Origin of the sequence: Clostridium boliviensis (genome assembly GCF_033342255.1) — a bacterium.
Classification (GTDB): Bacteria; Bacillota; Clostridia; order Lachnospirales; family Lachnospiraceae; genus Lacrimispora; species Lacrimispora boliviensis.
Map to the genome: position 1 here is coordinate 246,996 of NZ_JAWONS010000216.1, position 12,089 is coordinate 259,084.

The window sequence follows — 12,089 nt, forward strand, 5'->3', positions numbered from 1 at the left end:
TCTTATGTTTCAACTGATAGAAATTGCTACCGCATTATCAGCTTGTGACGTTAACCGACCATACCTAAGGTCTGAATATATATCAAAGCCAGACAGCCCAATCGCCGTAATCAAATGTGCCGCTGCCATGATGAAGATTACCATCTGCTTGCAGCTGGCTGAAAGCATCCTGCATGCGGCCCAGAATCTCCGGCTGAATGTCCAGACTGTGATGAGCCGGAAATACTTTTTTAACGGGCAATGCTGCTACCTTTTGAAGAGACGCGAGATATGCCTGCGGGTCGGTGGAAGGATAATAAGCAAACAGTGTGTCCTTATAAACAAGGTCACCGGTAAATAAGTAACCCCGCTGCGCCTCCCAAAAACACAGATGACCCGGTGAATGCCCCGGTGTATGCAATACAGTAATCTCTCTCCCGCCCAGATCAATGGTGTCACCATCTTTAAGTACCCGTGTGGGCACTCCCTGAAAGAACCTGTAAGTATTAACGTCATACCCCTCTGGCAAATCGCACCGGTCAATGATCATATCCCGTATTGTACCCATTGTCAGTGGAAAACTGCCGTTCAGCCAGTCCAGTTCCTCCTCATGAGCGTAAAAATCCGGATAGTATTGGTGCCCCCCCACATGATCCCAATGGATATGTGTCGCAACGGCAGTTACCCGTTTGTCTGTCAGCTTTCTTACCTCTTCTGAAATATTACAGATACCAAGTCCGGTGTCAATAAGCAAACATCGTTCTTCCCCTTCAAGCAGATAGCAGTGTGTCTCCTCCCAATGGCGGTATTCGCTGATAATGTGAGTATCCGCATCAATTTTATCAAGTGTAAACCATTTGTCCATTTAAATTACTCCTTTTGCTTTGTCGCAGATCGCAAGCGGCCTTATATATAGAATATATCACCAAACTTACTAACTATCAACATTAAACAACGTTCCATATACCACTCACAGTTTCTCCACTTTTTACGTTTAATCGTCAGTATTGATGGAGCTGTATATGGATCTGGAGCTGGAACACAAGCAAATCCAGGTATGGTAATTATTACCGCAGCGGCGGCTGATGTCATAACAATTCGAAATCATACTAGTACCTCTACGGTTACACTGCAAACTTTGGCCGGGGGAACACAAATAAATGCTAATGCTTCAGTACTGATTCAAAAGTTAAGCGCTTAAGATTATACGATTCAACACATGAAGGGGCAGCCATTTCCTGTTTAGATACAATGGAGAGATTTACCAACATGAATTATAATAAGCATAAAATAGTCATTTAAAATTCTGTTTTCATAACAAAACTGTTATATAAAAGTCAAATCATAACATGGCCTTGTTAACTTGACATACCTGGATTTACTATGTATAATACTCTTCATACTTAGATTATCTATGTATCTTTACAAGAAATAAAATTTATTGAAAGAAAGGAACCAATCCTATGGACAAACGGTATATGGCCCTCGGAACTTCCATGCTGGTTCTGAAACTATTACATCAGCAAAGCATGTACGGGTACCAAATAATTCGTGAGCTGGAACAGCAGAGCCAGAATGTTTTCAAACTAAAAGAAGGTACACTCTATCCCATTCTGCACACATTGGAGCATGAGGGAGCGGTCACCAGCTATCAGCAAACCGCTGACAATGGACGGCTGCGCAAATATTACGCAATAACCACTGGCGGTCAGAAGCTGCTGAATGAGAAATCAAAAGAATGGGAGGTCTATCAGACGGCTATCAATAAGGTAATGGGAGGTGTTCTGTTTGAATAAAAGCGCATCTAATTCATCAATTTCGCAGTTTCTAAAAGAAGTAACCGAACAGATATCCTATAAACCACTGCGCCCTTCCATACGTCAGGAGCTGGAAGATCATATGAATGACCGAATGGAGGAATATAAAGAACAGGGTTTCTCCCCTTCCGATGCCGAGCGCCAGACACTTCGTAATATGGGGGATGCAGTAACAATTGGTATGGAAATCAATGAAGCACATAAGATTCAAGAAGCTCCGCAGCTAACTTTTATTAGTTTACTTCTTCTATGTACAGGCTTTATTTTTACCAGCTTTATGCAATGGAGACCGAAACAAATGGCTGACAGCTCTCTTTACTACATTACAGGGGCTGTCATCCTTACATTTACTGTACTGAAAGGATATCCTTTATTGATCAGATACAGAAAATCCATCGCATTATTCACAGGTTTTCTTTATCTGACACAGATACTTCTTTTTATTATACAACTTATTATGGGAAACCGGTATGGGTTAGACAACATTACCTATTTTGCCACTTTACTGTTTATCCCGGTCCTTACGGTTCTATTCTATTGCTCCCGCCAAAATAAAAAAAGATTCCTGACCGCTGCTCTGACCGCTATCGCTGTATGGCTGCTTTTCATGTATGCAGTCCGCCCATTCCTTGGGGATACCGCAGTGCTTATTTTTATCCTGAGTGCGTCAGGAACTGTCTTCTTCATGATTCACCGCGGGATTCTAACCGGCAAAAAGATATTTCTTTATCCAGCCGCTTTGGCTTTTACAGTATTGCTTGGAAGTCCCTTTTACTTTTCTGAATCAGGCAGACAGAATGTGAAGGTGTTTCTTTCTCCCCAATCCTCTGCACATCGGACTTTGGATGATGCGTATAACGGTATTCTGATTCAGGAGCTTCTTTCTAAATCGCCTCTTATGCAAGGACTGAAACTAACGCCAGAGGAAATGTTGGATTATGGCACCGGTGCATGGTATTTTATTTACAAAAATCCCAAAAATGTCAGACCCGATGAAGTTAAATCACTCAAGGATATTAACTACCATTTGGATGATGTAACACTATGGGATATCCTGCCTCAGCACTACTATAATAATTATATGATCGCGGTATTTATCTTTCTGTTTGGATGGATTCCAGGTCTCCTGCTGATAGGAGTAATCGGACTTTTTTACCTGCTGCTTTTTTCGTATACTGCCCGAATTCATGGGAAACTTGCATCTTCTCTGGCTTTTAGCTGCTGCCAGTGCCTCCTCTGGCAGGGGGTATTATACCTGTTGGGAAATTTCGGACATCAATTCGCAACATTTCCTAATCTGCCGTTAATTTCAGAAGGGCAATTAAGTATTATTTTCAATATGATTATTCTAGGTCTTATATTTTCAGCTTACCGGCATGACCATGTAATGGAAGATCCTATTAACTTCAAACCTATAGCCTCAGTCTGAAACGCTGTATTACTTACTCAATTTAATGTAAAGCTACTTTAAGGCAGGTTCAAAAATCTCTGAACCTGCCTTATGCATTCTTGTGGTCTAACTATTATTTTTTTGCTTTACCAGCTTTATCGATTCTTTTCCACTCATATATTCAATTTCAAGTTCGATCATACATACATCTTTCAAACCTTTATCAATTGCCTGTGAGCGCTCAGTTTCTTCTATATCCGGCGAGTATCTTGCTGTTAAGATCTCAAGCGCCCTTCTTTTATCCTCTTCCCCCAAAATACGGGCTCTGCCAAATGCAATAACACTTCGAAAATATGTGGTATATTCTTCCTGTACAATCTGATCCTGATCTATGACACAAAAAGATACTTTTTCATTTCTTACGATTGCATCCAATTTATGACCTGTTTTTGCTCCATGGAAGTAAATTCTATTGTTACGGTATACATAACTTAAGGGTACTGCATAAGGATAATCATCATCACCCGACACAGCCAGCACTCCTGTTGTTGCGCGGTTTAATACCTGCATGCATTCCTCTGATGACAGTGCCTGATTTTTACGCCTCATTTCTCTAAACATATAGAACTCCTTTCACGAAGACAGATTTGTCATTTGTAAGCTATATAAGAGCTGCTGTAATAATCGACATTTTATAAACTTCGTCTGCATTACACCCTCTGGAAAGATCATTAATAGGGGCATTTAATCCCTGGAGAATCGGGCCGAACGCTTCAAATCCACCTAAACGCTGTGCAATCTTATACCCGATATTACCGGCATTGATGTCCGGGAAAATAAAAACATTGGCATTTCCTGCAACGCTTGATTCCGGAGCTTTCGTTTTAGCCACAACAGGAGAAAATGCCGCGTCAAACTGCAGTTCACCGTCTGCCGGGAAATCCAGATTCATGGCTTTTAATCTCTCAGCTGCCTTTCTCACCTTATCAACTGACTCTCCCTTTCCTGACCCCAGTGTGCTGTAAGACAGCAGTGCAACCTTAGGATCGATGGTGAAACGTCTGGCTGTCCTGGCCGTCTCACATGCGATTTCCGCCAGCTCCTCGTCGCTGGGATCAAGATTAATCGCACAGTCACCCATGGCATACATCTCATTCCCATCTTCTGTTTTCCTGGAAAGAATAAAACAGCTGGAGACAATCTTACTGCCTGGTCTCGTTTTAATCAACTGCAGGGCAGGTCTCACGGTATCAGCAGTGGAATAAGTTGCTCCTCCCAAAAGGCAGTCCGCCTTTCCCATTTTAACCAGCATGGTGCCAAAGTAGTTAGGCTTTTTCAAGGCCTCCAGACAAGCTGCCTCATCCATCTTACCTTTTCTTAATTCTATCATTTTTGATACCATTTCATCCAAACCTTCATAATCCAGGGGATCAATTTTCTCAATTTCATCAACAGGCCAGTTACACGCTGCGGCAGCGGCTTGAATCTCATTTGAATTTCCTAAAAGAACTGGTACCAGAATTCCTTCACTATGCAGACGATGGGCTGTTTCTAATATTCTTGGATCAGTCCCCTCTGTAAAAACGATCCGTCTGGTTTGCTTTTTTAATGCAGTAATCATTGGCTCAAACATGCTTTCTACCTCCGTAACCTATTTTTTATGCAGTTTTTCCATATTTCCATTTTATATTACTTTATCTATAAAAAGATTATAGCTTAAGTAGTAAAATTTAACAATAAAACGGGTGTTTAAAAATAAATACAGCCCGGACCGTAGATAACAGTCCGGGCACATCTTAAATTATACTACCTTAGGTAGAGAATTTTATACGTCCGAAAGCTTAAACTTACCCGCCTCACTGTATAATAATGCCGCCTGCCCCGACAATTCTTCACTGGAAGCAGCGCTTTCCTCCGCAGTTGCAGCATTCGTCTGTACAGCCGATGAAATCTGCTCAATCCCCTGATTAATCTGGGTAATAGAAACAGACTGCTCTGAGGATGCATCCTTGATTTTGAGTATAATATCATGAATCTGGTAGGTCTTTGCGGATACCCGTTCCAGCGCGGCAGCTGTATTTTCTGCTAATTTCGAACCATCTGAGACTGCCTTAATGGAATTTTCAATCAGCGAAGAGGTCTGCTGTGCTGCTTCGGCAGATTTGGTAGCCAGATTCCGGACCTCATCCGCAACAACTGCAAACCCTTTTCCTGCAGAACCTGCTCTGGCTGCTTCAACGGCAGCATTTAGCGCGAGAATATTGGTTTGAAATGCAATATCATTAATTACTGAAATAATCTTATTGATTTCACCAGAGGAATTGCCAATATCCTCCATAGAAACAAGCATCTGCTTCATAGAATCATTACTCTCTTTAATATCCTGAACTGTCTCTCCAATATAATCAGCCGCTTCTGTCACACTGTCTGCATTCTTATGTACCAGTTGAGCTACATCTGCAATGGAAGCCGATAATTCTTCTACTGAGCTTGCCTGCTCCGTCGTACTCTGGGCCAGAGACTGTGCAGTGTCAGAAATCTGCCTGGAGCTGTCATCCACATGCCTGGAAGAATCTGCTATGGTGGACAGTGTTTTGTTCAGAGAGGAGGAAATTCCAAGCAGGGAATTTTTTATCGAGGAAAATCTTCCGCTATACTCCTGGTTTAATGCAACTCTCATATCTCCCCCAGCCATAGTATCCAGTACCTGAGTAATTTCATTGATATAGGAATTATATTCATTCAGCTGACGAAGCGTCTGACCGGTTGCCTCACAAAGCTGACCCAGTTCATCTCTTGTGATTTTTCTTTCATCTATTTCAAGGGATAATTCTCCCCGGGCAATCCGTTTGCTGATTCCTGTAATATACTGGATATTTATCTTTAAATAACGGATAGTCTGAATAGAAAAAAGAGCGATTAAAAATATAATTGCAGCTATAAAAATAACCGACGTCCGTATACTCTGGGTTACACTGTTTTCAATTTCAGCAGACCGTGTATTAGCATAGGTCTCAAGCAGTTCTGTCATCAGATTAATATTCTCTCGCGCTTTATTAAAGCTGGATAGCGACAGTTCCATATCTCCGGTTCCACTTTTTACATCATATGCATTGAGCCAGATTTGAAAATCTTCCTGAAAGGACGTATTCAACTGCTCTAAGGTCACCTTTTTATGTTCATAGCTTTTACCTCCACTCATTTAGTCAGCCGGTATTTCTTCAGCTCTTATGATAATATCGACTGAAAAAAGAGGTAATTAAGGATATTTTTGTATATTATTTGGTATTTTTTTGGTATTTTTTGACTATTAATTAACATTTTAACTATATTCTATTAATAATACAATTATCAATTAATACATCTTATTCTTATAAATTCTTTGAATTCATTATAACAACCTACGTTAAAACCAGCTGGATCAATAATAATTCCATTATTTTTAGCAAACATCAGAACAAACGAATGTTTTAATTCATATGTCTTTATAATCTGGAAGTATTCAATCGTTAAAGAAAATGTCCCCTGAGTTATGGAAATATGTTCACCAAACTGTATAACTGCTTCAGGCTTCTTTCCATTATGCAGCTGGTAATCAATTTCTCTCAATTGTCTTATTGCCATAGGGGGAGTAATTAGAATTGTGCTGGTAATAATGAACAGGCAGACCCCGAAGACTGCAGTCATGATGTAATTTTGTTTACTCATCATAATACCAGTCATGATAAGTGCAATGGGGATAAATACAGCTCCCATGAAATAGATTCTTCTGCATAGCACCTTATGTACATACTCTGGTACCATAGCATCATCAGAATAATATCTGTTTTCAAATTGAATATGCATTTTTTACCTTTCCTTATTTATTCACTCAATTCCTACATTGTATACCGTAGATTTTCCATTTCGCTTTCTACATCCAGCTTTGCAGCTCAATAATATTGCCTTCCGGGTCCCTGGCATAGACAAAGACAGCTTTTGTATCATTGGGATATTCGGCCGTAACCAATTCTCCAACCTGGCTTCCTCCCGCACGTATCATTAATTCCAGGGTTGTCTCTACATCGTCAACTTCAAATGCAATATGTGCAATACCAGGGCGATTTAATTCTCCCATTACGGTCTCTCTGACTGCATTATAGGAAAATATTTCTAATGTGGGATGATCGTCACCATAGCCTGGGAGTAATAAGTGTTCTCCTATGATATGGGCATTATTTAGACATGTCAGCCTGTCCAGCCACTGTCCTTTTAAATCCCTTTCCTCTCCGATACTTTTGCAGTGAAACACTTCTTTGTAAAAGGCAATCAGTATATCAGGGTCTTTTGCAATAATATTAGTATGTACGTATCGAAACATTTTTCTATTTCCTTTCATATGTAATATCGGACAAATACTCATCAACCAGATCAAAGATCCAGTCTTTAACATTGGTAAAAGCAAATCCGCACTGTTTCGCCCGGTCTGTGTTTATGCTATATTCAGGTTCATTATTGAATGGACCGTTCTCTCCATCTGCCACAAGGATTGCCTTATTCCATCTTTTCCCAATACAAATGGATATCGGACTGAAATGATTTTTCTGTCTGGGTATCTCTGCCATAACGCACGTTCGGCCTGTCTTTTTATTTCATCATATGAAAAATCTATTCTTGAACACCAGACCAGTTCTTTATCCTTAGGATTAAAGTCCTCTTCCACGGTATTCCAGCGCTTGGGATCATAAACAGCGGTACTGGACATCTGAATATACTTATCACAATCAATAACATCAAATATCTGTTTCATATCGTTAGAGCAATATGCCAGTTTATCAATCACCACATCATAATGTGTTCCGGCAAGTCTTTGTTTCATACTCTCCTGATTGTTCCGGTCCAGAAAAATTCTATTGACACTGCTGCCAAACCTGTCAGACGTGATTCCTCTTGTTGCAATGGAGACATCATGTCCATTTTGTATTAATTCATTTACTGTATGGATACCAAAAAATCTTGTACCGCCAAATATCAAAATTTTCATATTATTTCCTTATTCATTTTAATCTATAAATTCCAGCGTTTACTTACCAGCGTCTAATGTCAGAACCTGGATTTTTCATAGTTATAGGGAATACTGGTACCAACAACTACATCCTCAATCTGTTCAATAATCAACCAGTCATCCATATTCCCCTGATGATCAAAGGGCAGCGGTGGTTCAATCTGCTGAACTCCGCCGAATTCAACCAGACACAAACATTTTTTATGCCAGCGCTCTTTCTGCTTGTCCGTCAGATTGAGTTTATCCTGATTCTCATTTAAAACTTTTGATATCTCCTCATCTGCCAGTTTTACATAATTCTGGACAGACTTTACAACAGCATACGCAGAGATTTCACCTGTTCCTTTTTCCATAAAATAAACGTTTTCACCTTCAAACACTCTGCTATGAGGGATTTTACGCCCAGCTGCCCCTCTTACCACCATCATCTTCGTACCGGAGATGATTTTGTCTAAGTCACGCTCTCCCTTTTTACCTTTATTATCGCAGTATACCAAATGTACCATTGGATTTTCCCCCTTTTATTTTGGATAGACATCAGCTTTACCATAGGCGTACGGGTATTATAATTTCCATTCCAGCCCCTCTGTTATCGCTTGGCCGGATATGAAACCCCTGTTTCTGATAAAAACCTTCTTTCCCTGTGGCGGCAAAGAGTCCCAAAGTAATATTTGTATCTGGAATTCCCTGCTCCTTTACATAAGAAACAAGCCTTTCTATTATACATTTTCCAATACCTTTCCCCTGATATTCCCGTAAAACAACCAGATCCTGAACATAGCAGATATAACACCCATCTCCCACAATTCTGCCCATAGCCACAATCTGTTCCTGATATTTGACCGCTATTGTAAATAAAGAATTTCTTAATGCAGTCTCTATCTGCTGTTCCGGTAACTCGCTCCAACCCACAGATGTTCTAAGTTTTTGATAATCTTTTACAGTCAAAACATTTTCCAGCATCTCAAATTTCATAGATTGCTCCTTACCTGAAATCTTTCATCATTTTATCACATAATAACACCATGCCATTCTCTTCCACTTCAAAAGTTTCTGTCTTTTTAAAGCCATGGTTTGTATAAAATTTAATCGCTCGTTCATTGGAAGATAATACTTCCAGTGTGCAGCTTTCACATTTCTGACGTATCATTTCTTCTTCAATACTCTGATAGAACGAATGTCCGGCTCCAATGCCAATATACTGGGGTAAAAGATAGAATGCATGCCACTGAGCATGGGTTTTATCGCCAACTGTAGTAGTTTCAAACACAGTACTACCAATAATGTTATCATCGCATTCTGCAATGAGGCAAGTGCCTCCGTTCCTGATACTCTCCTTCAGAACCGGTTCCCAATGATCCGTTTTTAGTGTTGATAAATACTCATGATCCATAAGTCCCTCATATGCGGAAACATAGCTCCTATTGATTTGTTCACTGACTTTTTTCATCTCATCCAGTGTTGGGATACGATATGTAATTATCACTTCAACCTCCTGCGTACCAGTTAATTAATTCACTTAACTTTTATAGATTTAAATCACTTTCTCCTAATTTAGGTGCATGCTTGTCATGAGGTGCAAGTATTGGATTGTTCTGAAAATGTATTCCGTAAATCGTACCTGCTTTCTCCGAGAAATAGATCCGTTCCTCTATATACTCGAAATTAATTCCAGCATTCTCCAATTCATTTTTATTATAGATACAGTATGAAAATCCTCTGTTATCAAATTTGGAATCATATTCAATAATTTTTATATCTTTAAGTTTTGTGCTTTCAATTTTCATATTTTAACCCGCCTTATTTCTCATTCATGTCCTTATTTCTTTTTATGGGCAGTAATTATAGTTAAGCTAAATGCGTTAATAGTTAAAATACAATTATCAACAGCCACATACCAGTTCTTCCCTTTTCTGCTTATGTTGTCCGAACGTTCAACTCCATTTTTGCACCACGTAATTAAATCAGGTATATCCAGATTCAGATTCCTTCTGATCCTTTGATATCCCAATTCAGTTGTATGTATTTTATCAAGATTCTTTATTAAATCATTTTCCATAAGATTGTTTTCTTCTCCTAACTGCCACTTGTATATCTACCTTTATAATTTAGTTGCTTTTACAATAAAAGAAAGAGGTAATAATTTTGCACGACTTGGCGCATAGTAGCTATTGGAAAACTCATACTCTTGTTCTAATACATTTTGACTGGTTTCCTCGACTATTTTCTCGATTTTAAATCCTTCCTCCGCCAATGTATTAATCCACGTAGACATTTTCCTGTTTTGTAACGTTACAGGATTTCCATGCAGTTCAAAAGAAAAAATATTGTCTGAAAGATAGTTACATCCTTCCAGAAACATTTTATTATCCCTTGCTTCCACGCAGCGCATCAAAGGGTGATCCCATGAAAAAATCAGTGTACCGCCTGGTTTAATACAATCGGAAATATTACGGATTGTTTTAGGTAAATCCAGAGTCCAGCCTAACGCATATATAGAATATACGATATCAAAATACTTCCTGGGCATTTCCCCCATTTCTTCCATCGGAGAAGCAGACAACACCGCTTTATAACCATTCTGTTTTAAATATGTATCTGCATTATTAATCTGCTTTGGAGATAAATCAAGTCCCCATAGTTCTGATGCACCGTTATCACCGCACCATTTTAAAGAGTGTCCGCTGCCACAGCCAATATCCAATACTTTTTTTCCATCAAGGTCAGGAAACAGCTTTAATTCAGTTTCTGTAGGCGCAAGGCACCCATATACTGGTAAAGCCGTTGTTCCAAACCATGTATCAGCCATGGTATCCCAGCTTTTTCTGTTTCTAGTTAGTACTTCATCATACATGCAATTCCCCCCTATATTATCTTGTTAATTGACTTTATCTAAAAAATCCCGAATCTGATCTTTGGTAATTCCAACATTTTCAACTGCATCAAGTTTTAAAGTTCCCATTCTATATGCAGGGACTGCCCATACTCCGGAATGTTCAAATGCCAGTTCATTAGACTCTGCGAGTTTATCCAGGTAAGTTCCCTGCTGCAGAGACTTTTTAAAGCTTTCAGCATCGACCAGATCACTGACATATTCACTAAGAGCATCGACACTCTCAATATTAACATGATCTTTAAAGGTTGCCTGGTACATACGATCGTGATAATCCAAAACGTTAATTCCATGATCAAGAGCGTAAAAATAGCTTTGTATGCACAGATCACTATGGGGTCCATACCGTTCTGGTCTTGGATGAGATTCACAGGGATGCCATTCGATAGTCAGATCCGGATATTCCGGAAGAAGTTCTTTTAAATAGTTATGTGCTTTCAGACAATAGGGGCAAATATAATCAAAAAAGAGATGTAAATTATTTTTCATCGTTGGTCACCTCACTAATTATTAATAATCTTGTAAATGAAACCGATAAATACATTTTTCCGTTTCTCCGATTTTCCTCATATCATTATCATCTGGTATCTGTACTATTTTCTCCAATGTTCCGCCGGCATATTCACAGGTTCTCCTTGAAGCATGGTTATCGGGATTGCAGGTAATAATAAGATACTCCATGTTATGTTTTTTAGCTAACTGGAACAGTAACAAGCAGGCCTTTCCCGCATAATGGTGTCCCCTATAATTCTCATCTATATGATATCCAATGTTACCTCCATAGTAAACATTTTCATTATGTCCAACACGTAAATCACACCCTCCCACTTCGTTTCCCTGTCTATCATATATCTCAAAATGATATGCAGGAAGCCAGCCTCTATGGATATTGCCAACTGTTTTTTTTACTAACTTAAGAAAAATTTCATCACTCTTTAAAAAGTCTATACTCCTTAACATAAATCA

General features: G+C 39.3%; 17 protein-coding genes. 2 read left to right on the forward strand and 15 right to left on the reverse strand.

Annotation, left to right across the window (positions count from 1 at the left end; genetic code table 11):
- Window positions 1–82: 82 nt before the first annotated feature.
- Window positions 83–844, reverse strand: coding sequence for an MBL fold metallo-hydrolase (locus tag RZO55_RS13755; protein WP_318064841.1), 762 nt, complete (start codon window positions 842–844; stop codon window positions 83–85).
- Between the two features lie 598 nt (window positions 845–1,442).
- Between RZO55_RS13755 and RZO55_RS13760 the strand changes: the two genes are divergently transcribed.
- Window positions 1,443–1,775, forward strand: a complete 333-nt coding sequence (locus tag RZO55_RS13760; RefSeq protein WP_318064842.1) for a PadR family transcriptional regulator — start codon at window positions 1,443–1,445, stop codon at window positions 1,773–1,775.
- Window positions 1,768–3,225 (forward strand): permease prefix domain 1-containing protein, encoded by a 1,458-nt coding sequence (locus tag RZO55_RS13765; RefSeq protein ID WP_318064843.1) that lies wholly within the window; start codon window positions 1,768–1,770, stop codon window positions 3,223–3,225. Before RZO55_RS13760 ends, RZO55_RS13765 begins: the two co-directional genes overlap by 8 nt.
- Window positions 3,226–3,312: 87 nt before the next feature.
- Here RZO55_RS13765 and RZO55_RS13770 read toward each other — a convergent pair whose 3' ends face one another.
- The 14 genes from RZO55_RS13770 to RZO55_RS13835 form a co-directional block, all read right to left on the reverse strand.
- On the reverse strand, window positions 3,313–3,807 hold the full coding sequence (locus RZO55_RS13770; protein ID WP_318064844.1) for a pyridoxamine 5'-phosphate oxidase family protein: 495 nt from the start codon (window positions 3,805–3,807) through the stop codon (window positions 3,313–3,315).
- 40 nt (window positions 3,808–3,847) lie between these two features.
- Window positions 3,848–4,819, reverse strand: coding sequence for a phosphate acetyltransferase (gene pta, locus RZO55_RS13775; protein WP_318064845.1), 972 nt, complete (start codon window positions 4,817–4,819; stop codon window positions 3,848–3,850).
- Window positions 4,820–5,011: 192 nt separating this feature from the next.
- On the reverse strand, window positions 5,012–6,388 hold the full coding sequence (locus RZO55_RS13780) for a methyl-accepting chemotaxis protein (protein ID WP_318064846.1): 1,377 nt from the start codon (window positions 6,386–6,388) through the stop codon (window positions 5,012–5,014).
- Between the two features lie 149 nt (window positions 6,389–6,537).
- Window positions 6,538–7,032 (reverse strand): YcxB family protein, encoded by a 495-nt coding sequence (locus RZO55_RS13785; protein WP_318064847.1) that lies wholly within the window; start codon window positions 7,030–7,032, stop codon window positions 6,538–6,540.
- A gap of 67 nt (window positions 7,033–7,099) precedes the next feature.
- Complete coding sequence (locus tag RZO55_RS13790; RefSeq protein WP_318064848.1) at window positions 7,100–7,546, reverse strand: VOC family protein; 447 nt, start codon at window positions 7,544–7,546, stop codon at window positions 7,100–7,102.
- Between the two features lie 111 nt (window positions 7,547–7,657).
- On the reverse strand, window positions 7,658–8,209 hold the full coding sequence (locus RZO55_RS13795; protein WP_318064849.1) for an NAD-dependent epimerase/dehydratase family protein: 552 nt from the start codon (window positions 8,207–8,209) through the stop codon (window positions 7,658–7,660).
- 59 nt (window positions 8,210–8,268) lie between these two features.
- Window positions 8,269–8,736 carry a hypothetical protein gene (locus RZO55_RS13800; RefSeq protein WP_318064850.1) on the reverse strand — a complete coding sequence of 156 codons (468 nt, stop codon included), beginning with the start codon at window positions 8,734–8,736 and terminating at the stop codon, window positions 8,269–8,271.
- Window positions 8,737–8,773: 37 nt separating this feature from the next.
- Entirely contained in the window at window positions 8,774–9,205 is a 432-nt protein-coding gene (locus RZO55_RS13805) for a GNAT family N-acetyltransferase (protein ID WP_318064851.1), read from the reverse strand.
- A 10-nt stretch (window positions 9,206–9,215) separates the two neighbouring features.
- Entirely contained in the window at window positions 9,216–9,716 is a 501-nt protein-coding gene (locus tag RZO55_RS13810) for a GNAT family N-acetyltransferase (RefSeq protein ID WP_318064852.1), read from the reverse strand.
- Window positions 9,717–9,756: 40 nt separating this feature from the next.
- Window positions 9,757–10,017: a dTDP-4-dehydrorhamnose 3,5-epimerase family protein gene (locus RZO55_RS13815; RefSeq protein WP_318064853.1), complete on the reverse strand. Its 261-nt coding sequence runs from the start codon at window positions 10,015–10,017 to the stop codon at window positions 9,757–9,759.
- Between the two features lie 32 nt (window positions 10,018–10,049).
- Complete coding sequence (locus tag RZO55_RS13820) at window positions 10,050–10,289, reverse strand: DUF3781 domain-containing protein (protein WP_318064854.1); 240 nt, start codon at window positions 10,287–10,289, stop codon at window positions 10,050–10,052.
- A gap of 42 nt (window positions 10,290–10,331) precedes the next feature.
- Window positions 10,332–11,084: a class I SAM-dependent methyltransferase gene (locus tag RZO55_RS13825; RefSeq protein WP_318064855.1), complete on the reverse strand. Its 753-nt coding sequence runs from the start codon at window positions 11,082–11,084 to the stop codon at window positions 10,332–10,334.
- Window positions 11,085–11,108: 24 nt separating this feature from the next.
- On the reverse strand, window positions 11,109–11,612 hold the full coding sequence (locus RZO55_RS13830) for a DsbA family protein (protein WP_318064856.1): 504 nt from the start codon (window positions 11,610–11,612) through the stop codon (window positions 11,109–11,111).
- A 21-nt stretch (window positions 11,613–11,633) separates the two neighbouring features.
- The gene (locus RZO55_RS13835; protein WP_318064857.1) at window positions 11,634–12,083 is read right to left on the reverse strand and encodes a GNAT family N-acetyltransferase; all 450 of its coding nucleotides are present in this window, start codon (window positions 12,081–12,083) and stop codon (window positions 11,634–11,636) included.
- Between the last annotated feature and the right edge of the window lie 6 nt (window positions 12,084–12,089).